Here is a 24,732-nt window from a genome sequence, read left to right as displayed (position 1 = left end):
ACGACGCGGCCAAGCTTCTGGCTTTTAAAACCTTCACCCCCACCGGGCGGGGGCCGCCACACCGGGCGGGAGGTGGTGGGCCGGAGGGGCCTGTGTGGTGGACGTAAAGCGAAGCAGTCCACCACACAGGCCCCGGAGGCCCGCCACCGGCACCCACCACAGAGCAAGCGCGGCCCCGCCCAAACCCCACCCCACCCCGCCGGAGGCGAAAGACGAGAGGCGACACGGCGCCGCAGAAAACAACGTGGGGCGGGGCCCCCAGCGCCTAGCTGTGACCTAGCTCCTCGGCCGGCCCGCTCTCCTCGACCGAGCCCCCGTCCCGCTCGGGACGCAGCGACAACGGCTCGACGACCGTCTCGTCAACAACCGGCGCGGCCGGCCGCGGCGGTTTCGGCATCACGGCGGCCTCGGAGTGCGCTCCGCACCCGTACGCGAGGGAGACGACCCGGCCGTCCGCCGGGGAGAACTCATTGGCGCAGACGCCGAAGGCCTGGCCCAGGGAGCCGGGGAGCAGGGTGAGGAAGCCGCAGGACACGCAGGTGGCGGGGGCCGCCTGGGCCATGGGGGTCTTGGCGCCGAAGGCCTCTTCCCAGCGGTCGGCGGCGGTGTGCAGGCCGTAGCGGGAGAGCACCCGGGCACGGCGCATGCCCAGTTCGTCGGCGAGCGCGGCGATGCTGCCGCGGTCGGGGGCCGGCTGGATCGCGGGCGAGCCGGGGACGACGTCCGCTTCCTCGGAGTCGGCGATGTCGGCGGCCATGCCCTCGGCGACGACGGAATTCGGCGGCGGGGCGTCCTCGCCGGTGTAGCCGGGCTCCAGGCGCAGGTCGTCGGCCTCGGTGGGCAGCAGGTCGCCGGGGCCCATGTCGCCGGGGCGCAGCCGCTCGCTCCACGGCACCCACTCCGGTGCGAGGAGCGCGTCGGGGCCGGGCAGCAGGGCCGCCTCGTCGAGCGTGACGAGCTTGGCGCGGGAGGCGCGGGCGACCGTCACGGCCCAGCGCCAGCCGCGGTAGCCGGGCTCGTTGCAGGCGAAGAGGTGGGTGACGACGCGGTCTCCGTCGGCCACCGCATCGATGTGCTCGCCGACCATGCCGGGCAGTGCGACTTCCTCCGCCGCCTCCCGGGCAAGGTCGACCGCCTCGGCGCACAGGCGGTCAGGGGTACGGCTTCGCATCGCAGCACTCACAAGAATCGATTCTCTCTTCTACGCCGTCTCACGAGTGCGCCAGCCGGAGCTGTCCTTGTCCTGTCCGGACGACCGGCGGTACCGGGGCGGGCGGAGCGGACCAGGGGACCGCGTCGACGTCCGCGCCCGGTCGTTTCGGTCGAGCGCACCTCTTGCGTCCCATTCTGCGGGATCGCGCGGAGGCACGCGGCCAAAAACGACCGCCGGTGGCGCGCTACACACGCTACCCCTTCAACGGTGTACGACCCCTCGGTGGGAGGGCAAATGTCAGCACCGGCGACCGCGGGCCGCTGCGCCTCGCGCGCCAATGCGGAGAAAGTGCCCTCTCCTGGGCGAGTTGGGGCACTATGACCAGGTGGCTGCCGCAAGGGCGTCGAAGGTGTCGAGGGTGTCCAGGACCGCAGGGAAGTCGTCACAGGTGTCGCGCGCCTCGACCCGGGGCGGGCACGAGGCCGGCCGGGCCCGCCGGGCGGGCCGGGTTCTGGGGCGTGCGCTGCGCAGGCCCGTCACCGGCGCGGCGCGGGGGCTGCGGCGCGCCACGCATGCGCACGGTGCGGGCGAATCGGGTCTGGGCAAGCTGATCGAACTGCACGCGGTGAACTCCGCGGGCGACGTGATGATCACCGTCGCGCTGGCCTCGACGGTGTTCTTCGCGGTGCCGACGGATCAGGCGCGGGGCCGGGTGGCGTTGTATCTGGCTGTGACGATGGCCCCGTTCGCCCTGCTCGCGCCGGTGGTCGGGCCGCTGCTGGACCGGGTGCCGCACGGCCGCAGGGCGGCGATGGCGGGCGCGATGCTGGCGCGGGCGCTGCTGGCGCTGACGATGTCGGGCGCGGTGGCGACCGGCGGGCTGCAGCTGTATCCGGCGGCGCTGGGGGTGCTGGTGGCGTCGAAGGCGTACGGGGTGGTCCGCAGCGCGGTGGTGCCGCGGCTGCTGCCCCCGCGGATCTCGCTGGTCAAGGCCAATTCGCGGGTGACGCTCGCGGGGCTGCTGGCAACCGGGGTGGCGGCGCCGACGGGGGCCGGGCTGCAACTGCTCGGGCCGGGCTGGCCGCTGTACGGGGCGTGTGCCGTGTTCGCCGCCGGGACGGTCCTGTCGTTCTCCCTGCCGCCCAAGGTCGACTCGGCGAAGGGCGAGGTCCGGGCCCGGCTGGCGTCCCGGGAGGCCTCGGCGCGGCCGGCCGGGGGCGGGAAGCGGAAGCCGGGGCTGCGTACGGTCGGGCCGTCGGTGCTGCACGGGCTGCAGGCCAATGCCGCGCTGCGGGCGCTCTCCGGTTTCCTGACGTTCTTCCTGGCCTTCATGCTGCGCGAGCATCCGCTGGGCGGGCTGGGTGCGGCGGCCTCGCTGGGGCTGGTGGTGGTCGCGGCCGGTGCCGGAAACGCACTGGGGACGGCGGTCGGCGCCTGGCTCAAGGCCCGCGGTCCGGAGCCGATCGTCGCGGCGATGCTGGGGCTGGCGCTGTGCGCGACGGTGCTCGCCGCGGTGTTCTACCCGGTGCTGGCGGTGGTCGTGGTCCCCGCCGCGGCGGCCGTCGCGGGGCTGTGCCAGGCGCTGGCGAAGCTGTCGCTGGACGCGATGATCCAGCGCGACGTGCCGGAGGGGGTGCGCACCTCCGCGTTCGCCCGGTCCGAGACGGCGCTGCAGATGTCGTGGGTGGTGGGCGGCGCGATCGGGATTTCGCTGCCGCTGATCGGCCCGCTCGGGATGTCGGTGGCCGCGGGGCTGGTGGCGCTGGGCGTGGTGCTGGCCGTACGCGGACTGCTGAGCGCGGCCCGCCGGGGCGGTACGCCGGCCCCCCGGGTGGCCTGACATCCGACGGGCGACGCGGCACGCCGTACCCGGGCGTGGCGTGAGCTGGGGCGCCAGATAGCCTGCCCGTATGACCGCTGCGTTGATCTCCTGGGGCAAGGGCCGCCGTGCCGCTGCCGCCATCGGTGCCGTGTCCCTGGGTCTCCTCACCCTCTCCGCCTGCGAGAAGCCGACATCCCTGGCAACCGTGACCGTCGGTTCGACGACGGTGCAGGCCGAGGCCACCCCCGGCTGCGACGGCGGGGGCAAGGTCCTCTCCAAGAAGGCCGTCGCCACCTGCATCACCAAGAAGGGCGGCAAGACGATCACCGTCCACCCCGGTGAGAAGGTGCGCGTCGGCGTCGACCCGGAGGTCGCCAAGTCCGGGTGGATCGTCATCGGTGCCGGCCCCGTCATGCGCGCGCCCAGCAAGCAGACGTACCGCAGCTTCGACGCGGACACCCTCTTCATGCAGCAGAACCCGCAGACCGGTCAGACCTCCTACCGCAAGGACGTCACCCTCCAGGTCGCGGAGCTGGGCGGCGGCGAGGGCCCCAAGACCCTGTGGCACTTCACCCTGAAGCAGCAGGACTGAGAGAGCTGAGACGGGAGGGCCGGCCGATGCGGGTCCTGGTCGTCACGGCGGTGGCCGCCGAGCGCGACGCGGTGGCCGCCGCGGCAGAACCCTGCGACGAGACGGCGCTGCCCGGCGGGTACGCGCTGCGACGTGCGGCGGGTGCGCCGGTGGCGCTCGACGTGCTGGCCGCCGGTGTCGGCCCGGCCGCCGCTGCCGCCGGTACGGCCACCGCGCTGACCGCCGCCGCGCTCGCCACAGCGCCGTACGACCTGGTCGTCTCGGCCGGTATCGGCGGCGGCTTCGCCGCGTCCGGCGCGGCCCTGGGCTCCGTGGTGGTCGCCGACGCGATCGTCGCGGCCGACCTGGGCGCCGAGACCCCCGACGGCTTCACCCCGGTCACCGACCTCGGCTTCGGGACGGTGGCGCACCGCCCCGACCCGGCGCTGGCCAAGGCCGTCGCCGCGGCGGCCGGCGCGGCCCTGGGCACCGTGGTGACCGTCTCCACGGTCACCGGCAGCGCGGCCCGCGCCGACGAGCTGGCGGCGCGTCACCCCGGGGTGCTGGCCGAGGCGATGGAGGGCTTCGGGGTCGCCGAGGCGGCCGCCGCGCACGGCGTGCCGGTGCTGGAGATCCGTACGGTCTCCAACGCCGTCGGCCCGCGCGACCGCGCCGCCTGGCGCATCGGCCCCGCGCTCACCGCCCTGACCGGTGCCTTCCGCACGCTTCCCGGAGCCCTGACGGCCGCCACCGTACCGGCTCCGGCGCCCGCTCCGGCTCCGCACCATCCCTGAGGAGGACCCCGTGACCCGGCCGCTGAACATCGCGTACTCGCCGTGCCCGAACGACACCTTCGTCTTCGACGCGCTGGCGCACGGCCGGGTCCCGGACGCCCCGGAGCTGGCGGTCACCTTCGCCGATATCGATATCACCAACGGCATGGCCGAGCGCGGTGAGGGCGATGTGCTGAAGGTGTCGTACGCGGTGCTGCCGTGGGTGCTCGACGACTATGTGCTGCTGCCCTGCGGCGGGGCGCTGGGGCGCGGCTGCGGGCCGCTGGTGCTGACCAGGGAGCAGGGGACGGCCGCGGATCTGGCGGGCAAGACGGTCGCGGTGCCCAGTGAGCGGTCCACCGCGTATCTGCTGTTCCGGCTGTGGGCGGCGGCCGAGGTGCCGGGCGGGGTCGGGGAGATCGTGGTGCTGCCGTTCCACGAGATCATGCCGGCCGTGCGCGACGGCAAGGTCGACGCGGGTCTGGTCATTCACGAGGCGCGCTTCACGTACCAGAACTACGGCCTGGTCCGCCTGGCCGACATGGGCGAGCACTGGGAGCTCACCACCGGGCTGCCGATCCCGCTCGGCGCGATCATCGCCAAGCGGTCGCTGGGCGAGCGGGCGTTGCGCGAGCTGGCGGCGGCGGTCCGCAGCTCCGTGCTGATGGCCTGGGACGACCCCGAGGCCTCCCGGCCGTACGTCCTGGAGCATGCCCAGGAGATGGACCCGAAGGTCGCCGACCAGCACATCGGGCTGTACGTCAACGAATTCACCGCCGACCTCGGCGAGGACGGCTACGCCGCGGTGCGCGGACTGCTCACCCGCGCCGCGGCCGAGGGGCTGGTTCCGCCCCTCGGCCCCGATGCGTTGCAGTTCGTGTGACGTGCCTCCCGGGTGACGGCCGGGTGCGGCCGCCCGCGGGCAGGTGTGCTCAGACGTCCAGTTGGTCGGCGACGGCGCGCAGCATGCCGGCGATCTTCGCGCCGTGCACCTTGTCCGGGTAGCGGCCGCGCTCCAGTTGCTGGGTGACGTTCTCCAGCAACGTGGTCAGGTCCTGGACGATCGAGGCGAGTTCATCGGGCTTGCGGCGCTGCGCCGCGGCCACCGAGGGCGCGGGGTCGAGGAGCGTCACGGTCAGCGCCTGATCGCCGCGCTGGCCCGCGACGACGCCGAATTCGACGCGCTGGCCAGGCTTGAGTGCGGCTACCCCGTCGGGCAGCACCGACGAGTGTACGAAGACGTCACCGCCGTCATCGCGGGAGAGAAAGCCGAAGCCCTTCTCACTGTTGAACCACTTGACCTTGCCGGTAGGCACGTCTGTCCTCGTCCTCGTACTCGTTGGAAAAAGCGTTGAAATCTGGAGCCGGGTCTACTGCGGAGACTGCGGGTGGGTGTCCCCCCGCTCGACGAGCGAAGCCGAGAGTGGGGAGGGGCTGGAAAGCAGTGCAGCGGGCCGCAGGACCCGCCATCACCCAGGCTAATGGTCCCAAGGCCGGTGACAAGACGCCGCCGGGTGGATCCTCGGTGCTTCTGGCCCCGACTTACCCTGGTCAGGTGTCTGACGAAACTCCCCAGGCCGGGGATCTGCTGGTCCGAATCGGCGCGATCATGTTCCTAGTTGGCGCAGTGGCCACTCTCGCCACGGTGGCGCCGCTGTTCCTCGGGACCGAACCGCTGCCGTCCGTCTTCTACTGGCTGTGCATGCTGATGGGGCTCGGCTTCCTCATCGCGGCGGCCGGAGTGATCCGTTCCGCCACCGCTCAGCGCCGTCAGGTGGCGGCGCCGTCGCCCCCGTCCGCCACGTAGCGCTCCAGCCAGGACGGAAACTCCGTCAGGTCGGCGAGCACCACCTCGGCACCGGCGTCGCGCAGCTCCGCGGCGTCGCACGGGCCGGTGGCGACCGCGACGGACAGCGCGCCGGCGGTGTGCGCCCCCACGACGTCGCCGGTGTGATCGCCGACGTAGACCGGTGCCCGGTGGGTGCGCAGCGCCTCGGCCTTGCGCTCGGCCCACAGCGAGCCGAAGAGGGCGTCCACGCCGAGGCCGAGGTGTTCCAGGTGCAGCTTGGCGTTCGGCTCGTACTTCGCCGTCACCACGATCGCCCGGCCGCCCGCCGAGTGCACCGCGTCGATGGCTTCCCGGGCGCCGGGCAGGGCGGGCGACGCGGCGATCGCGTACTCCGGGTACAGCGCGCGGTAGAGCTCGGCGATCTCCGTCACCCGCTCCGCGGGGAACCACTGGCGGATCTCCTCCTCCAGCGGGGGCCCCAGCCGGCTCACCGCGAGGTCGGCGTCGATCACGGTGCCGGTCCTGGCCGAGAGCTCCAGATACGCGGCCTTGATGCCCGGACGGGAGTCGATCAGCGTCATGTCGAGGTCAAAGCCGACCGTCAGTCCGACCGTCGGAGTGTGCGCAGCCATGCCTGCCATTGTGCCTGTGGGCGCGTTCCGGCCGGGAGGAGGCCCCTGGGGCGTCCCTAGGGGTGTCTCCCCCTAGTCCCGGCTGGGGCCCGGGGGGGCGCTCCGGCCGGGGGCGAGCCCCCTGGCGGCCCGGCCTCCTCATCGCGGCGCCCGTCGCATCCGCCACACCAGGAACAGCGCCGAGGCGACCGCCGCCACCCGCACCACCCCCGGCAGCCCGTCGACCATCTCCTGCCCCAGCCGCCCCTGTGCGATCGGCTCGCCCCAGCGCCCGTCGAACCGGCCCCACAGCCACACCACCAGCCCGCCGACGACGGCCCCCGGCACGCCGAGCGCCGCGAACTTGGCCTCGGCCCGGCTCAGCCGCCGTGAGACGTACGCGAGCCCCCAGCCGCCCGCCAGCGCGAGCCACGACCCCAGCGCCGCACCGGCCACCAGCAGCAGCACGGCCAGCATCAGGACCGGGCTGAGCGGCGCCCGCGCCGGCACCACCACGACGTCTTCGCCGGCCCCGGCCGCGGGCGCCGCACCGGGCCCGCCGCCGCGCCGCCGGTCGAGCACCCGCCGGACCATCCGCCGCAGCGGGCGTTCCGCCGGCGCCGCGCCGTCCGCGTCCTCCTCCGCGTCCTGCTCCCCGGCTCCCCCGGCCCCGTCCTTCTTCATCGACACCCGGTCGCTCTCCGGCCGGTCCCATATCTCCGGGATCTCGATCCCGCCGACGAACCCCGGAACGGTCTCGCCCGGCCCGAACGGCGCCGGCTCCACCCGCCACCAGTCGGGCGCGTCACCGTCGTCTCCCAGCTCGTCGGCGCCGGCCAGATGCGGTGGCAGGCCGACGGACGGCGCGGCCCGAGGCGCACCGGCGCGCGGGGCGGGCACCGCGCCGTACGGGCCGTCCGTGCCGGCCGTGCCGTGCGGAGCGTCCTTGCCGTTCGCGGGCGGCTTGCCCGTCAGCCCGCCGCGCCGGGCCAGACCGGTGAGCTTGTCGCGCGCCGCGCTCCACGGGCGCGGGGTCCCGGCGGGCCACGACGGAGCTGCGGGCGGCGTCGGGCCGAGCGGCACGGAAGGACCGGCCCCCGGGGCGCTCCCGGCCACCGGCTCCTGCCGCGGCTGCGGGCCGCGCCCTGCCTCCGGGCCGCCCCAGGACGCGCCCGGCGCCCTGTCGTCCCTGCTCCCCGCGGCCGCGACCACCGCCTCCGGCGTCCCCAGCCGCGCCAGAATCCGCTTCACACCGGACACCGAATCGGCTTGCTGTCCGTCTATCTCGGCCCGGAGCCCGGTGACCAGCCGCATCCGCGTGGCGGAGGGCAGTCCCCGCTGCTGGGCCAGGTCGCCCACCCGGCTCAGATAGTCATAGACGAGCTGATCGCTCTCGATCCCCACGAAATCCCCTGCGGCGTCCGCTGGTTACTGCCCCGACGGTACCGCCTCCGCCGCCCGGCGGGCCGGAGGCCGCGGGGGCCGGGGCGGGGTGGCGTACCCGTGGCGTGGCGGCGTTCCGTGGATACCGTGCCGCCGCTCGGTCCCCCGCCCGGCCCGGCCCCGCTAACGTAGGACGAATGACCGGTACACCCCGCACCCTCGCCGAGGAGCTCAGGACCCGCACCGACCGCGGGCTCGTCGGGCTGCTGCGGGCACGGCCCGACCTGCTCAATCCGGTGCCGGGCGATGTCACCCAGCTCGCCACCCGGGCCGGGACCCGGGCGTCGGTCGTCCGCGCGGTGGAACGGCTCGACCGGTTCGTGCTGCAGACCGCCGAGGCGCTGGCGGTGGCGCCCGACCCGTGCCCGTACGACACGCTGGGCGCGCTGATGGGCGGGGACACCGGGGACGCGGCGGTCGCCGCCGAGCTGCCCAGGGCGGTGGCCGAGCTGCGGGCGCAGGCGCTGGTGTGGGGCCCGGACGACCGCCTGCGGCTGGTGCGTACGGCCCGTGAACTGCTCAGCCCCAGCGCCGCGCATCCGTCGCCGACCGGGCTGGGGCCGACCGTCGCCGAGGCCGCGGCCGGGATGTCGCCGGGGCGGCTGCAGGAGATCATCGCCGCGGCCGGGCTGCCCGCCACCCACGACCCGGTCACCGCGGTCGCCGCGCTGTCCGCCCTGTTCTCCGACCGCGCCCGGATGGCGGCGCTGCTCGACACCGCGCCCGCCGAATCCGTCGCCGTCCTCGACAAGCTGCTGTGGGGCCCGCCGTACGGCGGGGTCACCGACCGTCCGGCCCCGCATCTGCAGTGGCTGCTGGACCGGGGCCTGCTGCTCCCGGCGGGCGCCCGCAACGTCGTCCTGCCGCGCGAGGCGGCGCTCCATCTGCGCGCCGGGCGCGCCCATCGCACCCCCGAGCCGGTCCCGCCCGCGCTCTCCCCCGTCACGGAGCGCGATCCACAGCTTGTGGACAACGCCGCCGCGAGTCAGGCGTTCACCGCGCTGGCGACCGTCGAGGAACTGCTCAAGGAGTGGGACCTGGGCGGGCCTGGTGTCCTGCGCGCCGGCGGGATGAGCGTCCGCGATCTCAAGCGCACCGCCACCGCCCTGGACACCACCGAGCAGCTGGCCGCCTTCTGGCTCGAACTCGCCTACGGGGCCGGGCTGATCGCCTCCGACGGTGAGGCCGACGAGCGGTTCGCGGCCACCCCGGCCGCCGAGGAGTGGCTGCAGCTGCCCGACCACGAGCGCTGGGCCGTGCTGGCGGCCGCCTGGCTCTCCGCGACCCGCGCCGCGGGCCTCGTCGGCAGCGCCGATGCCAAGGGCCGCGCGCTGGCCGCCCTCGGCCCGCACCTCGACCGCTCCCCCGCCCCCGAGGTCCGCCGCCGCGCCCTCGCCCTCCTCGCCGGCCTGCCGCCCGGCACCGCCGTACCGGCGGCGGCGGTCCGCTCCCGGCTGCAGTGGGAGCGTCCGCTGCGCAGCGCCGGGGCCGCGGGCCAGGTCCCGGCACCGGCCACGGGCCGGACGCCGGCCGGGGCCGGGGCCGGGGCCGGGGCCGGGGCTGGGGCCGGGGCCGGGGCCGCGACCGGGGCCGCGACCGGGGCCGGGGCCGGGGCCGTCGAAGGCGGCGTACCGTCCGCCGGCCCCGCCGGCCCGGCGCCCGGTCCCGCCGGCTCCGCCCCCGCCGACGACCTCCGCTCGCGTCTCGCGCAATGGACGCTGACCGAGGCCGAGTTGCTGGGCGTGACCGGCCGCGGCGCACTCTCCACCCACGGCCGCGCACTGATCGACGCCACCTCGGCCGACACCACCTCGCAGTCCGCCGCGGCCTCCTCCGCCGCGCCCGGCGCGGCCCCTCCCCCCGCGGACACCGACGCCGCCGCGAGCCGCGCCGCCGCGCTCCTCGCCCCCCTCCTCCCCGAACCCGTCGACCACGTCCTCCTCCAGGCGGACCTGACCGCCGTCGCCCCCGGCCCGCTGCACCGCCCGCTCGCCGACGCGCTCGGCGTCCTCGCCGACATCGAGTCCAAGGGCGGCGCGACGGTCTACCGCTTCACCCCCGCCTCGGTACGCCGTGCCCTGGACGCCGGCCGCTCCGCCGTCGAACTGCAGGAATTCCTCACCGCCCACTCCCGCACCCCGGTCCCCCAGCCGCTCGCCTACCTCATCGACGACGTGGCCCGTAAGCACGGCCGACTGCGGGTCGGCGCGGCCACCGCCTACGTCCGCTGCGACGACGACGCCCTGCTCTCCGAGATCCTTGCCGACCGCCGCGCCGCCACCCTCCGGCTGCGCCGGCTCGCCCCGACCGTGCTCGCCGCCCAGACCGCCCCCGACCAACTCCTCGACGGCCTGCGGGCGATGGGTTACGCCCCGGCCGCCGAGTCCACCGCGGGCGACGTGCTGATCGCCCGCGCCGACACCTACCGCACCCCGCCGCGCACCGCCCCCACCCCGGTGCCCGACGGCCCGCCGGCCCCCGACGCGACCCTGCTCACCGCGGCGGTACGTGCCATCCGCGCCGGCGACCTCGCCGCCACCGCGGAACGCAAGCCCGTCCGCGCCCCCGCTCCGGCCGCCCCCGGCGCCCTCCCCCGCACCACCTCCGCCGAGACCCTTGCCACCATGCAGGCCGCGGTGCTGACCCACTCCGCCCTGTGGATCGGCTACGTCAACGCCGACGGCGCCGCCAGCCAGCGCGTCATCGCGCCGGTACGCGTCGAAGGCGGCTTCGTGACGGCCTACGACCACACCTCCGACGAGGTGCGGACCTATCCGCTGCACCGGATCACGGGAGTCGCGGAACTGGCGGACGACTCGGTCTGAGGGGTGGCGAGGCGGCCCCTCCCCGGCCACCATCACTGACGGTGCTGCGCCTGTTCCGCGCCACCGGCGTCAGCCCCGTCACGAACGGCGGTCGCCTCGGCCTTCCGCAATGCTGAGCGTGTCTGCCGGCGCCTCAGCAAGCCGACAGGCCAGGTATCGCAGTTGGTCTTCCGTCGCCGCGCTGTCAGCGAGCAGCGCGGCGGCATGGTCCAGAAGCTCCGCTCCCATGGCGAGTTGAACCCGCTTCATCTCGCCCGCGACATGCGACAGCAGACCACCTTCGTTGTCCGTGATCAGTACGCATCGTTTGCCTTCCGGCGACCGCCATGGCAGCAGTCGCGCGGTGGTCACCTCAGTGCTCTGCTCGTCCTTTTCCATGCCACCGAGCTTCCGGCTGTCACCCAGGACGGCGAAACCACCGCCAAACCACACTTCGGGACGTCCCGCTTCCGGCAGAACGTCCCTGGCAACGTCCCCTCGCACAGGGAGAGACTGCATGCCCAACGAAAGACTTCGAGCCGCGATGGCGTCAGGCGGATGGACTCATGCCGCCCTGGCCGAAGCAACGGAAGTGGACACCAAGTCCGTGGAACGCTGGGTCAACCTCGGCCGCACGCCACGCCGTACGACCGCGTTTCGAGCGGCCGAGAAGTTAGGGGAAGACGTGCACGCACTCTGGCCATCCTTGCGTCAGCCACGGGCGGCCCGGGCCGTCAGCCCGGAGCTGATCGCGCTCTACGACAAGCGGGCCGATTTGCCGGTATCCGTCTTTGTGGATCTCCTCTCGCAAGCCCGAGAACGCGTCGATGTCCTCGTTTACGCGGCAGTCTTTCTGCACGAGGCCTACCCGCGCCTCACCGGCCTTTTGCAAGAGCGCGCCGCCGAAGGATGCACCGTCAGGATTGCCATCGGGGACGCCGACAGCCCTCATGTGCAACAACGCGGACAGGAAGAGAAGTTCGGCCATGGCATCGAATCGCGTTGCCGACTGGCATTGATGCACTACAGGCCGCTTACCGGCGTTCCCGGGGTTGAGTTGCGTACGCACGCCACGACCCTCTACAACAGCATCTACCTCGCTGACGACCAGGCGCTGGTGAACAGCCACCTCTGGGGTGTCAACGCCTACGCAGCGCCCGTCTGGCACCTGCGGCGCAGCGGCAAGGGTGGGATGTACGACACGTACGCATCGAGCTTCGACGCCGTGTGGGCAACAGCGACGCCCGTGCAGGAGGACTGAACCATGGCCCGGACCGAGTACTTCGACGACCCCGAAGCCCCCGAGCCCAACAGCCTCGTCGTCGCCGCGTCCGCGGTCGTGACGAATACCGGCGGGGAGGTGCTGCTCCAACGGCGGCGGGACAGCGGGCTGTGGGCCCTGCCGGGCGGCGGCATGGAGATGGCGGATTCGCTGCCGGGCGCCGCCGTACGAGAGGTCAAGGAGGAGACCGGCTTCGACGTGGAGATCACCGGGCTCGTCGGCACGTATACGGACCCCCGGCATGTGATCGCCTACTCCGACGGCGAGGTACGGCGGCAGTTCAATGTCTGCTTCACCGCCCGGATCACCGGCGGTTCTCTCACCATCTCGGACGAGTCCACGGACCTCCGCTTCGTGCCTCCGGCCGAGATCGACATACTGCCCATGCACCACACTCAACGGCTACGGCTGGAGCACTATTTGCGGCACCGCGAGCACTGCGCACCGCCCTACCTCGGCTGAATGCCACGCAACTGGTTCCGGCGATTGTTTACGTCGGCCTCCTCGGCTACGAGAACGAGCGAGCTGACTTGGATGACGTCCGCTTCAGCACGGAGGAGCCACGTATCAGCGTGCAGCTTGGGGCGGTGCCCTACATCCCTGCGGATGACAGCCAGGAAGCCCGTGAGCTGGCACGTGACGTAAACAGCTTGGTGAGCGTCCGCAGACCACCGAGATGGCAACGCTTCACCGCCTGATGGCAGATAATGAAGGGCGCAGCTTTTCCATCGGCCACCCATTTATAGACGAAGAAGGGAATCAAAAGGTCGCATTCACCACATGGACCGGCAGAGAGTTGGCTCACGAGTATTCCACAAGGGATCTATCTGCCGAGTTCGGCGAACGAGGCCATGAATAGGCTTCCCGCACTCTCCTCAGCGGCCGGTCCGCAAACCGGTGTGAAGCACGCCTCGCCCCAAACGCAGCCGGTAGGGCAGACTGGACGTTTGGCCGCATCTGCGGCCGAGACCGTGGGCCGGTGATCGACGACCCGGGCCCGCGGCCGGTGCAGGCGGCCGAAGGCCGGGAAGTGAAAGGCGAGGCGCGTGAACGGACCCCTCATCGTCCAGAGCGACAAAACGCTGCTGCTGGAGGTGGACCATGAGCTGGCGGACGCCTGCCGGCGGGCCATCGCGCCCTTTGCCGAGCTGGAGCGGGCGCCGGAGCACATCCATACCTACCGGGTGACGCCGCTCGGGCTGTGGAACGCGCGGGCGGCCGGGCACGACGCCGAGCAGGTCGTCGACGCGCTGGTGCAGTTCTCGCGGTACCCGGTGCCGCATGCGCTGCTGGTCGACATCGCCGAGACGATGTCCCGCTACGGGCGGCTGACGCTCACCAAGCACCCCGCGCACGGCTTGGTGCTGACCACCACCGACCGCCCGGTGCTGGAGGAGATCCTGCGCTCGAAGAAGGTGCAGCCGCTGGTCGGGGCGCGGCTGGACCCGGATTCGGTCGTGGTGCACCCCTCGGAGCGCGGGCAGATCAAGCAGACGCTGCTCAAGCTGGGCTGGCCCGCCGAGGACCTGGCCGGCTACGTGGACGGCGAGGCGCATCCGATCGAGCTGGACGAGAACGGCTGGGCGCTGCGGCCGTATCAGCAGCAGGCGGTCGAGGGGTTCTGGCACGGCGGCTCGGGTGTGGTCGTGCTGCCCTGCGGCGCGGGCAAGACGCTGGTCGGGGCGGGCGCGATGGCACAGGCCAAGGCGACCACGCTGATCCTGGTGACGAATACGGTCTCGGCCCGGCAGTGGAAGCACGAGCTGGTGAAGCGGACCTCGCTCACCGAGGACGAGATCGGCGAGTACAGCGGGACGAAGAAGGAGATCCGGCCGGTCACCATCGCCACGTACCAGGTGCTGACGACCAAGCGGAAGGGCGTCTACCCGCACCTGGAGCTGTTCGACTCCCGCGACTGGGGTCTGGTCGTCTACGACGAGGTGCACCTGCTGCCCGCCCCGGTCTTCAAGTTCACCGCCGATCTGCAGGCGCGGCGGCGGCTGGGGCTGACCGCGACGCTGGTGCGCGAGGATGGCCGGGAGTCGGATGTGTTCTCCCTCATCGGGCCCAAGCGCTTCGACGCCCCCTGGAAGGAGATCGAGGCACAGGGGTATATCGCCCCCGCCGACTGTGTCGAGGTACGGGTCAACCTGACCGACTCGGAGCGGCTGGCGTACGCGACCGCCGAGACCGAGGAGAAGTACCGCTTCTGCGCGACCACCGCCAGCAAGCAGCATGTGACCGAGGCACTGGTCCGCCGCCACCAGGGCGAACAGACGCTGGTCATCGGGCAGTACATCGACCAGCTGGACGAGCTGGGCGAGCATCTGAACGCGCCGGTGATCAAGGGCGAGACCACCAACGCACAGCGCGAGAAGCTGTTCGGCGCCTTCCGGGAGGGCGAGATCTCGGTGCTCGTCGTCTCGAAGGTCGCGAACTTCTCGGTCGACCTTCCGGAGGCCACGGTCGCGATCCAGGTGTCCGGCACGTTCGGCTCGCGCCAGGAGGAGGCCCAGCGGCTGGGCCGGGTGCTGCGTCCCAAGGCGGACGGCCACGAGGCGCGCTTCTATTCGGTCGTCGCGCGCGACACCATCGACCAGGACTTCGCGGCACACCGCCAGCGCTTCCTGGCCGAGCAGGGCTATGCGTACCGCATCGTGGACGCGGACGAGCTGCTGGCGGCGGACGACGAGGTCTGAGCTCCCGCTCAGACCGCCCGCGCGCCGCCGGCGAGCTGCTGCTCGGCGCGCGGCGCCGGGAGGCGGCCGGCCGCCGCACCGGGTATGCCGGAGGGCTTCCGCGTCCACAGGACCACGGCCGCCAGCAGGGCGAGACCGAGCAGCGGGTACGGGGCCGCGAACGGCTGCTGCCACCACGCGAAGTGCAGGTCGAGATCGCCGGTGTGCGGGAGGACCCACATCGAGCGGGCGGCGAAGGCGAGGGTGACGGCGGCCGACAGCGCCCTGCGCCACGGGCTGCGCCGGGTACGGGCGGCGAGCGCGACGAGCAGCGGCACACACCAGACCCAGTGGTGGGACCAGCTGATCGGCGAGACCAGCAGCGCCGTGATCGCCGTGCACAGCACACCCCAACTGTCCAGACCGCGCCGCAGATACACCCGGCGGGCGGTGTAGAGCCCCGCCGCGGCGGTCAGCAGCGCGGGCACCGCCCACAGCAGGCCGGGCTCGGGCTGGTGCAGTACGCGGGTGATCAGGCCCTGGAGGGACTGGTTGTCGACGATCCAGACCTTGCCGACCCGGCCGGTCTCGAACATCCGCTGCGTCCAGTACTCGATGCTGGCATCGGGCAGGACCAGCCAGCCCAGCAGCGCCGAGGCCAGGAACCCGCCGAGGACGGTGAAGGCGGCCTTCACCCGGCCGGTGACGAGGAGATAGACACCGAAGATCGCGGGGGTGAGTTTGATGCCCGCCGCGATGCCGGTGGCGAACCCCTTGAAGCGGGCGCCGTCCGGACGGGAGAGGTCCCACAGGACCAGGCAGGTCAGTGCGAGGTTGACCTGGCCGAAGACAAGGGTCTGGAAGACCGGCTCCAGCCAGAGGCCGAGCGCGGTGGTGGCGAGGATGGCGGGCGCGGTGCAGGAAGTCTTGCGCAGGCCGGCCGCCTTGCAGGAGAGCTGGATCAGCAGCGCGAGAAGGGCCGCGTTGACGAGCACGCACACGACTTTGAGCGTGCCGAGCGAGAGCCAGGTGGTCGGTATGAAGAGCACGGCCGCGAAGGGCGGATAGGTGGCCGGAAGTGCCCACTTGGTGACCGTGAAGCCGTAGAGATCACCGCCCGCCGAGGCCGCCTGGCCCTCGGCTCGGTAGACCGCTATGTCGGACATCGGCATCGGCAGGACCTGGTACAGCAGCCATAGTCCGGCGAGTGACGCCATGAGCAGCGCCGCTGCGATCACCAAGCGTCCGGGGCGGGCGATGCCCTGCCCCCAGGTCCGTCTCCACGTCCGCGTCCCGCCGGCGGCAGACACCCGTTGTCCCCTCCCCGTAGCCCTGAGTGCGCTCTCTTTCGGCGACGCTAATGGATCGAGCCCGACGGGCCGTAACGGTTTCCGGTCAACCGGAAATCAACCGGATGGCAACGGGGGTGGTGCGGGGTCGGGTCGTGCGGAGCCGGCCGGCACGGAGTCGGGTCGTGCGGAGCCGGCCGGCACGGAGTCGGGTCGTGCGGAGCCCGCCGGCACGGAGTCGGGTCGTGCGGAGCCCGCCGGCACGGAGTCGGGTCGTGCGGGGCCGGGGGTTCATGGAGTCAGGCGTTCGTGGCATCGCGGTTGTCGTGCCGGGTGTTCGTGGTGTCGGGCGTGCGCGGTTCGTCCGCGTACTCGCCCATGACGGCGACGCTGAAGGCGGCCGTGACGAAGACCTTGATCGCGCGGAGTGCGTTGCCCACGACGTAGCGGTGCTCGTGGACGGCGGCCGCACCGCGTCCGGGGTCCGCGCCGAGGGCTGTGGCGCCCTTGACCGGGTGGACGGAGATCGGAGGGACAGAACCTGGGGGAATCGCTGCGCTGCTCATGTCTCCATGATGAAATTCACGCGATTGCAGCACATCGGTCCATAGGTCCATCCCTGGGGCCGGATGTCCGTCTCCGGACCCACCCGGCCCCCTACGGGAGGCCTACGGCGCCCTCAGGGTTCGTTCGCCCCGAAACGACCGCCGCAACGCCGCCGGAAATCCGTTGGCGCCGTTCCGAGCCGCTGATTACAATCGCCCGTCTGCCTGCCTCCCGTCGAGGAGTGCCGCCGACCGGTCGGAAACCGGACGGCCCTTCGCTTCACGCCGCTGACCCGCGCACCGCCTGACCCGCGCCGCGCACCGACACCGGCCCGCCGCGCCCGCTCACCCTGGCGCGCCCGCCGAAGTACCCGCCCCCGGAGGCAACGCCGTGCCCGCCACCCCTGACCCCCTCCAGCGCGAAAAGTCCCACCTGGCCGCCTCCCGCGCGGCCCTGCGCGCCATGCGCGAGGACGCCGAGGCGCTGAACATCGCCGACGTCACCGCGAACTGGGTCAACGCCGAAGTCCTCCAGGGCGAGATCGACGCCCGGATCAAGGCCCTCGCCGACCTCTCCCACACCCCGCTCTTCTTCGGCCGCCTCGACTATCTCCACGCCCCCGGACTGGAGCTCGCCGAGGGAGCCGCGGGAGAGAACTTCTACATCGGGCGGCGGCACGTCCACGACGCCGACGGCGACCCCATGGTCATCGACTGGCGGGCGCCCGTATCCCAGCCGTTCTACCGGGCCTCCAAAAAGGACCCGATGGACCTCAGGCTGCGCCGCCGTTTCGGTTACACGGCGGGCGAGTTGACCGCCTACGAGGACGAACACCTCACCGACCCCGCGGAGGCGGAACGGACCAGCCGGCTCCTCCAGACCGAGATCGAGCGCCCGCGCGTCGGCCCCATGCGGGACATCGTCGCCACGATCCAGCCGGAGCAGGACGAGATCGTGCGCGCCGGCATCGGCGGCTCGGTCTGCGTACAGGGTGCGCCGGGCACCGGGAAGACGGCGGTCGGCCTGCACCGTGTCGCGTATCTGCTGTACGCGCACCGCGAGCGGCTGGCCCGGACCGGCACCCTCGTCATCGGCCCGAACCGCTCGTTCCTCCACTACATCGAGCAGGTGCTGCCGGCCCTCGGTGAGCTGGAGGTCAAGCAGGCCACGGTCGACGACCTGGTCGGTCATGTGGAGGTACGCGGCACGGACGAGGCGGCCGCCGCGGCGGTCAAGGGCGACGCGCGCATGGCGGAGGTGCTGCGGCGGGCGGTCCGCTCGCACATCACCATGCCCCAGGAGCCCTGCGTGGTCGTCCGCGGCTCCCGCCGCTGGCGCGTACCGGCCTACGAACTCGAAGAGCTCGTACAGGAGTTGATGGACCGGGACATCCGCTACGGTGCCGCCCGCGAGGCGCTGCCGCAGCGGATCGCGCACGCCGTGCTGGTCCGGATGGAGCAGGCGGGCGAGGCCCCGGACGACCGGGTGCAGGACGCGGTGGCCCGTAACCCCGCCGTGAAAGCCGCGGTCAAGGCGGTCTGGCCGCCGGTCGACCCGGCAAAGCTGGTGCTGCGGCTGCTGGGCGACGCGGAGTTCCTGGCCGGGCAGGCCGAGGGAATCCTGACGCCCGAGGAGCAGAAGACGATCCTGTGGACCAAACCGGCCCGCAGCGTGAAGAGCGCCAAGTGGTCGTCCGCGGACGCGGTGTTGATCGACGAGGCGATGGACCTGGTCGCGCGCACCCACTCCCTCGGCCATGTGGTCCTCGACGAGGCGCAGGACCTCTCCCCCATGCAGTACCGCGCGGTCGGCCGCCGCTGCACGACGGGCTCCGCGACCATCCTCGGCGATATCGCCCAGGGCACCACCCCCTGGGCCACCCACACCTGGGAAGAGGCGCTGGCCCACCTGGGCAAGCCCGGTGCGGCCGTCGAGGAACTCACCCAGGGCTTCCGCGTACCGCGCGAGGTCATCGCGTACGCGTCCCGGCTGCTGCCCGCCATCGCCCCCGATCTGACGGAGGCCACCTCCATCCGCGAGTCGGCGGGCGACTTCGAGATCCGTCCGGTCGATCCGGCGGAGCTGACCGCCGCCACCCTCGCGGCCTGCGACGATGCCCTGACGAAGGAGGGCTCGGTCGGCCTGATCGCCGCGGAGGCCCGCATTCCGACGCTGCGCACGGCCCTGGAGGCAGCGGGCACGGTCTGCCTGGCCCCCGGCGAGGAGACCTCGGCGACGGCCCGGCTGACGCTGGTACCCGCCACCCTCGCCAAGGGACTGGAGTACGACTACGTCGTCCTGGAGGAGCCGGCCGCGATCGTCGACGGCGAACCGGACGAACGCACCGGCCTGCGCCGCCTCTACGTCTGCCTGACCCGGCCGGTGTCCGGTCTGACGGTGGTTCATGGCGCGGCGCTGCCGGAAGCACTGACCGGTCCCTGAGGAGCGGACGGCGGGGCGTCAGGCCCCCCGGGCCCCCGGGGCGACGCCCGCCCGGCGCACCCGTCCCGGGCCCGCCGGACGACGTCTCAGGCCCGCGGGCCGACGCTCACACCCCCTCCGCGACCGGCTGGTCCAGCGCCTCCCGCCACGTCCGTACCGCCGCCGCCTCCACGGGCGCCGCCCAGCCGGCGGGCCGGGCCGCGCCCCCGATGTGGAACGCGTCGAGACCGGCCGCACGCAGCTCCGGCAGATGGCCGAGCCCGAGTCCGCCGCCGACCAGGATCCGCGGCGCATACCCGGGCTCGCCCGCTGCCGTACGTGCCTGCTCGGCCAGCAGTGTCCGCACCCCCGCGCCGACGCCTTGCGCGCAGCCGGCCGTCAGATAGGTGTCGAGCCCGGCGGCGCCGGCCGCCGCCGACAGCTCCTTGCGCAGCGCGTCCCGGTCGGCGGCCCGGTCGATGGCCCGGTGGAAGGTCCACCGGCAGCCGTCGATCACCTCGGCCAGCGCCGCCACCGCATCGAGATCCGGCCGCCCGTCCGGCGTCAGAAAGCCGAGGACGAACTCCTCGGCGCCCTCCGCCCGCAGCGCCGCGGCCTCCTCGCACAGCGCCGTCACGTCACCGGCCGCGAAGCCGTCGGCGGACCGCAGCATCACCCGCAACGGGAGGTCGACGGCCGCCCGGATCGCCGCGAACGCCGCGCGGGGCGGGGTGAGCCCGTCGGCCGCCATGTCCGTGACCAGCTCCAGGCGGTCGGCCCCGCCGGCCTGGGCGGCGACCGCGTCCCGCGGGTCGAGCGCGATCACCTCCAGGAGCGCGCGCTTGCTCATATGACCTCATCCTTCGATGACGAACGTGACGGGACGGGACGTGACGGCCCACCCCGACACCGGGCGACAGGTCTAGTCCAATAGCCCAGACTACGGGCCACCCGGCAGACCACGCACGTCCGGCGCGCAGCCAGGACACCCCGACGCGCAGCCAATGCCGGCCCGTCACCCCGACGACACCCCGACCCGAAACACCCCATTGGCACAGGTTTGAGCCACCCCTCGCGGGGGTAACACGCCCTCCTCGTAAGGGCGTTGCGACAGGACGCCCGCCCAAGATCAGGGGGAGATCGGATGTCCGAATTAGCGAATGTTTCCGCGGAAATCGCCCCCTATCTCGCCCTGGCGGCGAACAGCATGGGCACCTCCGTGCTCACCGCCGCCCAGCAGCGGATCGCCGAACGCACCGTGACCGCCGGTGAGGGCTTCTTCCGCCGGCTGCTGCGCCGCGACGACGGGACCGACGCCGGCCTCGGCGAAGGCGCCGACCCCGGCCTCGGCGAGGGCGCCGCCACGCCGCTCCTCGACCTCCGGCGCGCGGACGCACTCGACGCACTGCTCGCACGCCTCGACGACCAGGAGCGGCACCTGCTGTCCGCCGCCCTGACCGCCTGGCTACGGTCCCCCGCCGACCGTCGCGACGCCCCCCACTTCCTGGAGCACGTCACCCGGCTCGCCCCGGCAGCCGCCGTGCACACCGTCCACAACACCCCGACCGCGACCGGCCAGGGCTCCATCGCGGCCGTCGAGATCCACGGCGACATCCACATGGGGGGCGGCCCGGCCCCCCGGAACGGCTCATGACCCGCCTCGGAGGCAGTGGCAACGTCCACAACAGTCCGACGGCACACGGCGACCACTCCATCGCGGCCAACGACATCAAGAACGTGATCGTCAAGTGGGTGATGCACCCCAGCGCACGCTGGCTGCCGCTCCTGCTGGCCTGCACCGCCGTGGTCATCGCCGGAACCACCCAGCCGGGCGGACCGGCCGGCCAGTACACCCTCTGGGGCGCGCTCTCCGGGCTGGCGCTCCTCACCGGCGCCGCCCGCGTCCTCAACCGGCGCCCCCGCGACGCCCGCGTCGTCGGCACGCTGTCCCTCGTCTCCGTCCTGGCGACGGTCGGGGGCTGGCTGGCGTTCCAGCACGTCGTCGCACACGGCGAGATCGATGTGACCGGGTCCGTCCGCATCCAGGGCACACAGCCGCTGGACGGGGAGACGAACCGGGACCTCACGCTCCTTCTCGACGCCCCCGCCCTGAAGGAGGCACGCGACGCCCTGCGCCTGACGCTGGCCATCAACGACCACGATCCGGCCGGCCCGACCTGCCTCCCGGACTCCGCCACCGTCTCCCTGCTCGCCTCGGGCGTCGCGGCCCAGCCACAGCGGATCCGCTCCCACGGCACCGTCGACTTCGCCCTGGGCGCGGGGGTCAGCACCGTACGGATCAACGTCACCCTGCACACCGACCGCGGCTGCCGGATGGACATCAGCGCGACGGACGCGGTGCTGCACGACAGGTGATCCGGCGGCCCGAAGCCGGCCGTGGAAGCACCGACGGCCCACGACACGAACGGGGGATCTTGATGACCACTCACGCACCCGGAGGCACGAGCCGCCGCTGTTGCAGCAGCAGCCGCACCGTCCCGCTCACGGCACTCCTCGCCCTCGCCGCACTGACCGCCACCGCCTGCGGCACCTCGCAGCCTCCCTCGCTCTTCGCGAACGGCAGGGCATCGGTCGGCACGAAGAACGATCAGCCGGGCACCGGCGTCGTCCACGTCTACAAGTTCTCCGGCTTCGACATCACCGTCGCCCGACAGGTCCTCAAAGCGGTCGGCGCCGAGCCGGACTTCGGGATCGTGCCGTCGGAGGACCGCAGCACGGTGCTCACCGAGAAGAAGAAAGACCTGGTCGCCGCGACGTTCTCGATCACCGCCGACCGTATGAAGAAGCTGGACTTCGCCGGACCGTACGCCTCCACCTTCCAGGGGATCATGGTCCGCAAGAACGACAACCGCATCCACAAGCCCGAAGACCTCGTCGGCAAGCGCGTCTGCACCTGGCCCGGGACGACCTCCTTCACGACACTGGACAGCCCGGCGTACCGCCGGATCCAGCTCTACCAGGCCCCGGATGCCTCCAGCTGCATCAGGGACCTCAAGGAGACGAAGTTCGCCGACGCGGTCTCCACCGACCAGATGATCCTCTACGGCTTCACCCAGGAGAACCGGGATCTCAAGGTCGTCCCGGGCCTCACCTACGGCTCCGCCAACCGCTACGGCATCGCCATGGCCAAGGGCCACCGCCAGGACTGCCTGAAGCTGCGTGACGCCTTGCGGGACTACGTCACCGACAACACCTGGAACCAGGACTTCTCCACGTCCCTCTGGTCCATTCCCAAGGCCGACCCCCGATGGGAGAGCAACTACAAGCCGAGCGTCGAGTCGATCGACTCCCTCTCGTGCCACGACGAGCCCCAGACCTGACCGGGCACTCGCCCTCCACCCCGGTTTCCCGGCGCACGAGGCACAATGGCGGGCATGACCTCCGTGTCCCGTACGGCAGACACCACCGACCCGGCGCAGGAGCTGCGGCAGCGCTGGGCCGTGACCGTGGCCAAGGCGCGCGGCACCAAGAACCCCACGGCACCCGACCCCGCCCCGTACGCGGACAACCTCCTGTCCCGTTGGCGCGAACCGCAACGCCGCTACCACACCGTCGACCATCTGACCGCGGTCCTCTACCGCATCGACGAACTGGCACAGCACGCCGACGACTTGCCCACCGTCCAGTTGGCGGCCTGGTTCCACGACGCCGTCTACCGGCCGGACCGCTCCGAGAACGAGGAGCGCAGCGCGGCCCTCGCCGAACGCGCCCTGCCCGAGCTGGGCATCGGCCCGGCCCGCACGGCCGAGGTCGCCCGCCTGGTGCGGCTCACCGTCACCCATGACCCGGCGCCCGACGACCCCGACGGCGAGGTCCTGTGCGACGCCGACCTCGCCGTGCTCGCCGGGTCCCCCGACGAGTACGCGGCCTACGCCGCCGCGGTCCGTGCCGAGTACGCCTTCGTACCCGACCCCGACTTCCTCGCCGGCCGCTCCGCCATCCTGTCCCAACTCCTCGCCCTCCCCCGCCTGTTCCGCACCCCCCGCGGCTACGACCGCTGGGAACACCTCGCCCGCCGCAACCTCGCCACGGAGCTGGATCTGCTGCGGGGGGCGTAGGGCTTCGGGGGGCTCCGGCCGGCTCCAAGGGGGCGTCTCCTCCATCGCCGGCGGCCGGAACGCAACGGGGAGGCGACCGGGCACCTGACCGGGAAGGCGACGGGGAGGCGACCGGCTGGGCGGAGGGGCTGCGGCTGCGACCGGTACCGTGACCGGGGAATGTAAGCCGTCCTACCGCTGTTAGTAGCTGACATGCCAGCACCGTCCGACCGCGCCCGCCTGCCCATAGCCGTGTACATCCTCGGCCTGTCCGTCTTCGCTCTCGGCACGTCCGAGTTCATGCTCTCCGGCATCCTCCAGCCGCTCGCCCGCGACCTCCACGTCTCGATTCCGCAGGCCGGGCTCCTGGTCTCCGCCTTCGCGATCGGCATGGTGGTCGGCGCCCCGGTCCTCGCCGCCGCAACGCTCCGCCTTCCGCGCCGGACGACCCTGATCGCACTGCTCGCGGCCTTCGGCCTGGGCCAGGTGGCAGGCGCGCTGGCACCCTCCTACGGCGTGCTGTTCGTCTCCCGTGTCGTGAGCGCGCTCGCCTGCGCCGGCTTCTGGGCCGTCGGCGCGGCCGTCGCCGTCTCGCTGGTACCGGTGACCGCACGGGCCCGCGCGATGGCGGTGATGGTCGGCGGCCTGAGCATCGCCAATATCGCGGGCGTCCCGGCCGGCGCGCTGCTCGGGCAGCACGCCGGCTGGCGCGCCGCGTTCTGGGCGGTGGCCGGCCTGGCCGCGATCGGCCTGCTCGGCGTGGTCGCGCTGGTGCCGCGTACGGCCGTGCCCACCGGCGACGACCGCCCGCAGCTCCGTCGCGAGCTGGCCATCTACAAGGACAAGCAGGTCTGGCTGGCGCTGACCGCCACGGCGCTGAACGGCGCCGCGGTCTTCGCGCTCTTCTCGTACCTCTCGCCGCTGCTGACCGACACCGCAGGCCTCGCCGAGAGCTGGGTGCCGACGGTGCTCGCGCTGTTCGGCGTCGGCGCACTGATCGGTACGTTCATCGGCGGCCGGATCGCCGACGCACACCTCTTCGGGACGCTCTTCGGCGGCATCAGCGCCTCCACGGTCGTGCTGGCCGTCCTGGCGCTGACCGCGCACAGCCCGGCCGCCGCCGTCGCGCTCTCGCTGATGCTCGGAGTGACCGCGTTCACCACGGCCCCGGCGCTCAACGCCCGGATGTTCAACGTGGCGAACGCCGCGCCGACCCTGGCCGGCGCCACCACCACCGCCGCCTTCAACATCGGCAACACCCTCGGTCCCTGGCTCGGCGGCCTGGCCATCGGCGCGGGCTGGGGCTACCCGTCCGTCGCCTGGACCGGCGCCGCGCTGGCCGCGGCGGCCGTCGTCACCACCGCCCTCGCCTTCCGGATCCACCACGCGACAAGCCGCTCCCGGGTGATCGCCTCCTCAACAGCCGGCGCCCCCGCAACAGCGGCACACAAGACAGCGAAGGCCGGGGACCCGGCAGGGCGGCACTGACCCC

At 72.9% G+C, this 24,732-nt stretch carries 23 protein-coding genes; 15 read left to right on the top strand and 8 right to left on the bottom strand.

Annotated elements, in window-relative coordinates; genetic code table 11:
- Nucleotides 1-265: 265 nt before the first annotated feature.
- Nucleotides 266-1,171 (bottom strand): DUF3027 domain-containing protein, encoded by a 906-nt coding sequence (locus tag CFW40_RS21510; RefSeq protein ID WP_088799419.1) that lies wholly within the window; start codon nucleotides 1,169-1,171, stop codon nucleotides 266-268.
- Nucleotides 1,172-1,490: 319 nt separating this feature from the next.
- Here CFW40_RS21510 and CFW40_RS21505 point away from each other — a divergent pair, with 319 nt between their 5' ends.
- The 4 genes from CFW40_RS21505 to CFW40_RS21490 all read left to right on the top strand — a co-directional run bounded on the left by CFW40_RS21505 (nucleotide 1,491) and on the right by CFW40_RS21490 (nucleotide 5,202).
- Nucleotides 1,491-2,993 (top strand): MFS transporter, encoded by a 1,503-nt coding sequence (locus tag CFW40_RS21505; RefSeq protein ID WP_256331347.1) that lies wholly within the window; start codon nucleotides 1,491-1,493, stop codon nucleotides 2,991-2,993.
- A gap of 70 nt (nucleotides 2,994-3,063) precedes the next feature.
- Complete coding sequence (locus CFW40_RS21500; RefSeq protein ID WP_088799417.1) at nucleotides 3,064-3,567, top strand: hypothetical protein; 504 nt, start codon at nucleotides 3,064-3,066, stop codon at nucleotides 3,565-3,567.
- Between the two features lie 26 nt (nucleotides 3,568-3,593).
- Nucleotides 3,594-4,340 carry a futalosine hydrolase gene (locus CFW40_RS21495; protein WP_088799416.1) on the top strand — a complete coding sequence of 249 codons (747 nt, stop codon included), beginning with the start codon at nucleotides 3,594-3,596 and terminating at the stop codon, nucleotides 4,338-4,340.
- Between the two features lie 10 nt (nucleotides 4,341-4,350).
- On the top strand, nucleotides 4,351-5,202 hold the full coding sequence (locus CFW40_RS21490) for a 1,4-dihydroxy-6-naphthoate synthase (protein ID WP_088799415.1): 852 nt from the start codon (nucleotides 4,351-4,353) through the stop codon (nucleotides 5,200-5,202).
- A gap of 49 nt (nucleotides 5,203-5,251) precedes the next feature.
- Here CFW40_RS21490 and CFW40_RS38725 read toward each other — a convergent pair whose 3' ends face one another.
- The gene (locus CFW40_RS38725) at nucleotides 5,252-5,635 is read right to left on the bottom strand and encodes a cold-shock protein (RefSeq protein ID WP_018089689.1); all 384 of its coding nucleotides are present in this window, start codon (nucleotides 5,633-5,635) and stop codon (nucleotides 5,252-5,254) included.
- Nucleotides 5,636-5,874: 239 nt separating this feature from the next.
- Here CFW40_RS38725 and CFW40_RS21480 point away from each other — a divergent pair, with 239 nt between their 5' ends.
- A complete protein-coding gene (locus CFW40_RS21480) occupies nucleotides 5,875-6,126 on the top strand; it encodes a hypothetical protein (protein ID WP_371127279.1) in 252 nt (83 codons plus the stop codon).
- Here the strand turns inward: CFW40_RS21480 and CFW40_RS21475 are convergent.
- Nucleotides 6,090-6,740 (bottom strand): HAD family hydrolase, encoded by a 651-nt coding sequence (locus CFW40_RS21475; RefSeq protein WP_088799414.1) that lies wholly within the window; start codon nucleotides 6,738-6,740, stop codon nucleotides 6,090-6,092. The two genes, CFW40_RS21480 and CFW40_RS21475, sit on opposite strands and share 37 nt — an antisense overlap.
- 138 nt (nucleotides 6,741-6,878) lie before the next feature.
- Nucleotides 6,879-8,123: a hypothetical protein gene (locus CFW40_RS21470; RefSeq protein ID WP_088799413.1), complete on the bottom strand. Its 1,245-nt coding sequence runs from the start codon at nucleotides 8,121-8,123 to the stop codon at nucleotides 6,879-6,881.
- 176 nt (nucleotides 8,124-8,299) lie between these two features.
- On the opposite strand from CFW40_RS21470, the gene CFW40_RS21465 reads away from it, so the two are divergent.
- Nucleotides 8,300-10,987: a helicase C-terminal domain-containing protein gene (locus tag CFW40_RS21465; protein WP_088799412.1), complete on the top strand. Its 2,688-nt coding sequence runs from the start codon at nucleotides 8,300-8,302 to the stop codon at nucleotides 10,985-10,987.
- Between the two features lie 78 nt (nucleotides 10,988-11,065).
- On the opposite strand, the gene CFW40_RS21460 is transcribed toward CFW40_RS21465, so the two are convergent.
- Nucleotides 11,066-11,365: a hypothetical protein gene (locus tag CFW40_RS21460; protein WP_088799411.1), complete on the bottom strand. Its 300-nt coding sequence runs from the start codon at nucleotides 11,363-11,365 to the stop codon at nucleotides 11,066-11,068.
- Between the two features lie 118 nt (nucleotides 11,366-11,483).
- Between CFW40_RS21460 and CFW40_RS21455 the strand changes: the two genes are divergently transcribed.
- The 3 genes from CFW40_RS21455 to CFW40_RS21445 all read left to right on the top strand — a co-directional run bounded on the left by CFW40_RS21455 (nucleotide 11,484) and on the right by CFW40_RS21445 (nucleotide 14,947).
- The gene (locus CFW40_RS21455) at nucleotides 11,484-12,227 is read left to right on the top strand and encodes a helix-turn-helix domain-containing protein (protein ID WP_088799410.1); all 744 of its coding nucleotides are present in this window, start codon (nucleotides 11,484-11,486) and stop codon (nucleotides 12,225-12,227) included.
- 3 nt (nucleotides 12,228-12,230) lie between these two features.
- On the top strand, nucleotides 12,231-12,710 hold the full coding sequence (locus CFW40_RS21450) for an NUDIX hydrolase (RefSeq protein ID WP_088799409.1): 480 nt from the start codon (nucleotides 12,231-12,233) through the stop codon (nucleotides 12,708-12,710).
- 584 nt (nucleotides 12,711-13,294) lie between these two features.
- Nucleotides 13,295-14,947, top strand: coding sequence for a DNA repair helicase XPB (locus tag CFW40_RS21445; RefSeq protein WP_088799408.1), 1,653 nt, complete (start codon nucleotides 13,295-13,297; stop codon nucleotides 14,945-14,947).
- Nucleotides 14,948-14,955: 8 nt separating this feature from the next.
- On the opposite strand, the gene CFW40_RS21440 is transcribed toward CFW40_RS21445, so the two are convergent.
- A complete protein-coding gene (locus tag CFW40_RS21440) occupies nucleotides 14,956-16,143 on the bottom strand; it encodes a glycosyltransferase 87 family protein (RefSeq protein ID WP_088802269.1) in 1,188 nt (395 codons plus the stop codon).
- Nucleotides 16,144-16,514: 371 nt separating this feature from the next.
- Nucleotides 16,515-16,781 carry a hypothetical protein gene (locus CFW40_RS21435; RefSeq protein ID WP_088799407.1) on the bottom strand — a complete coding sequence of 89 codons (267 nt, stop codon included), beginning with the start codon at nucleotides 16,779-16,781 and terminating at the stop codon, nucleotides 16,515-16,517.
- A gap of 370 nt (nucleotides 16,782-17,151) precedes the next feature.
- Between CFW40_RS21435 and CFW40_RS21430 the strand changes: the two genes are divergently transcribed.
- Nucleotides 17,152-19,203: an AAA family ATPase gene (locus tag CFW40_RS21430; RefSeq protein WP_088799406.1), complete on the top strand. Its 2,052-nt coding sequence runs from the start codon at nucleotides 17,152-17,154 to the stop codon at nucleotides 19,201-19,203.
- 106 nt (nucleotides 19,204-19,309) lie between these two features.
- Here CFW40_RS21430 and CFW40_RS21425 read toward each other — a convergent pair whose 3' ends face one another.
- Nucleotides 19,310-20,032: a copper homeostasis protein CutC gene (locus CFW40_RS21425; RefSeq protein WP_088799405.1), complete on the bottom strand. Its 723-nt coding sequence runs from the start codon at nucleotides 20,030-20,032 to the stop codon at nucleotides 19,310-19,312.
- A 294-nt stretch (nucleotides 20,033-20,326) separates the two neighbouring features.
- Here CFW40_RS21425 and CFW40_RS21420 point away from each other — a divergent pair, with 294 nt between their 5' ends.
- The 5 genes from CFW40_RS21420 (at nucleotide 20,327) to CFW40_RS21400 (ending at nucleotide 24,728) form a co-directional block, all read left to right on the top strand.
- On the top strand, nucleotides 20,327-20,836 hold the full coding sequence (locus CFW40_RS21420) for a hypothetical protein (RefSeq protein ID WP_088799404.1): 510 nt from the start codon (nucleotides 20,327-20,329) through the stop codon (nucleotides 20,834-20,836).
- Nucleotides 20,833-21,558, top strand: a complete 726-nt coding sequence (locus CFW40_RS21415; protein WP_088799403.1) for a hypothetical protein — start codon at nucleotides 20,833-20,835, stop codon at nucleotides 21,556-21,558. The genes CFW40_RS21420 and CFW40_RS21415 overlap by 4 nt, the downstream gene beginning before the upstream one ends.
- Nucleotides 21,559-21,620: 62 nt before the next feature.
- Nucleotides 21,621-22,523: a transporter substrate-binding domain-containing protein gene (locus CFW40_RS21410; RefSeq protein ID WP_088799402.1), complete on the top strand. Its 903-nt coding sequence runs from the start codon at nucleotides 21,621-21,623 to the stop codon at nucleotides 22,521-22,523.
- A 54-nt stretch (nucleotides 22,524-22,577) separates the two neighbouring features.
- Complete coding sequence (locus CFW40_RS21405) at nucleotides 22,578-23,261, top strand: hypothetical protein (RefSeq protein ID WP_088802268.1); 684 nt, start codon at nucleotides 22,578-22,580, stop codon at nucleotides 23,259-23,261.
- Between the two features lie 192 nt (nucleotides 23,262-23,453).
- Nucleotides 23,454-24,728 carry a Cmx/CmrA family chloramphenicol efflux MFS transporter gene (locus tag CFW40_RS21400; protein ID WP_088799401.1) on the top strand — a complete coding sequence of 425 codons (1,275 nt, stop codon included), beginning with the start codon at nucleotides 23,454-23,456 and terminating at the stop codon, nucleotides 24,726-24,728.
- Nucleotides 24,729-24,732 lie beyond the last annotated feature (4 nt).

This window comes from Streptomyces sp. 2114.4, from assembly GCF_900187385.1.
GTDB classification, from domain to species: Bacteria; Actinomycetota; Actinomycetes; order Streptomycetales; family Streptomycetaceae; genus Streptomyces; species Streptomyces mooreae.
Note: the sequence above shows the minus strand (reverse complement) of the source record. Positions and strands in the feature narration are given on the sequence as shown.

What these genes read in the sequence shown, in the direction of transcription:
- CFW40_RS21510 (WP_088799419.1), bottom strand. Translation starts at nt 1,171, where the DNA reads ATGCGAAGCCGTACCCCTGACCGCCTGTGCGCCGAGGCGGTCGACCTT.
- CFW40_RS21505 (WP_256331347.1), top strand. Translation starts at nt 1,491, where the DNA reads ATGCGGAGAAAGTGCCCTCTCCTGGGCGAGTTGGGGCACTATGACCAG.
- CFW40_RS21500 (WP_088799417.1), top strand. Translation starts at nt 3,064, where the DNA reads ATGACCGCTGCGTTGATCTCCTGGGGCAAGGGCCGCCGTGCCGCTGCC.
- CFW40_RS21495 (WP_088799416.1), top strand. Translation starts at nt 3,594, where the DNA reads ATGCGGGTCCTGGTCGTCACGGCGGTGGCCGCCGAGCGCGACGCGGTG.
- CFW40_RS21475 (WP_088799414.1), bottom strand. Translation starts at nt 6,740, where the DNA reads ATGGCTGCGCACACTCCGACGGTCGGACTGACGGTCGGCTTTGACCTC.
- CFW40_RS21465 (WP_088799412.1), top strand. Translation starts at nt 8,300, where the DNA reads ATGACCGGTACACCCCGCACCCTCGCCGAGGAGCTCAGGACCCGCACC.
- CFW40_RS21460 (WP_088799411.1), bottom strand. Translation starts at nt 11,365, where the DNA reads ATGGAAAAGGACGAGCAGAGCACTGAGGTGACCACCGCGCGACTGCTG.
- CFW40_RS21455 (WP_088799410.1), top strand. Translation starts at nt 11,484, where the DNA reads ATGCCCAACGAAAGACTTCGAGCCGCGATGGCGTCAGGCGGATGGACT.
- CFW40_RS21450 (WP_088799409.1), top strand. Translation starts at nt 12,231, where the DNA reads ATGGCCCGGACCGAGTACTTCGACGACCCCGAAGCCCCCGAGCCCAAC.
- CFW40_RS21440 (WP_088802269.1), bottom strand. Translation starts at nt 16,143, where the DNA reads ATGGCGTCACTCGCCGGACTATGGCTGCTGTACCAGGTCCTGCCGATG.
- CFW40_RS21435 (WP_088799407.1), bottom strand. Translation starts at nt 16,781, where the DNA reads ATGAGCAGCGCAGCGATTCCCCCAGGTTCTGTCCCTCCGATCTCCGTC.
- CFW40_RS21425 (WP_088799405.1), bottom strand. Translation starts at nt 20,032, where the DNA reads ATGAGCAAGCGCGCGCTCCTGGAGGTGATCGCGCTCGACCCGCGGGAC.
- CFW40_RS21420 (WP_088799404.1), top strand. Translation starts at nt 20,327, where the DNA reads ATGTCCGAATTAGCGAATGTTTCCGCGGAAATCGCCCCCTATCTCGCC.
- CFW40_RS21415 (WP_088799403.1), top strand. Translation starts at nt 20,833, where the DNA reads ATGACCCGCCTCGGAGGCAGTGGCAACGTCCACAACAGTCCGACGGCA.
- CFW40_RS21410 (WP_088799402.1), top strand. Translation starts at nt 21,621, where the DNA reads ATGACCACTCACGCACCCGGAGGCACGAGCCGCCGCTGTTGCAGCAGC.
- CFW40_RS21405 (WP_088802268.1), top strand. Translation starts at nt 22,578, where the DNA reads ATGACCTCCGTGTCCCGTACGGCAGACACCACCGACCCGGCGCAGGAG.
- CFW40_RS21400 (WP_088799401.1), top strand. Translation starts at nt 23,454, where the DNA reads ATGCCAGCACCGTCCGACCGCGCCCGCCTGCCCATAGCCGTGTACATC.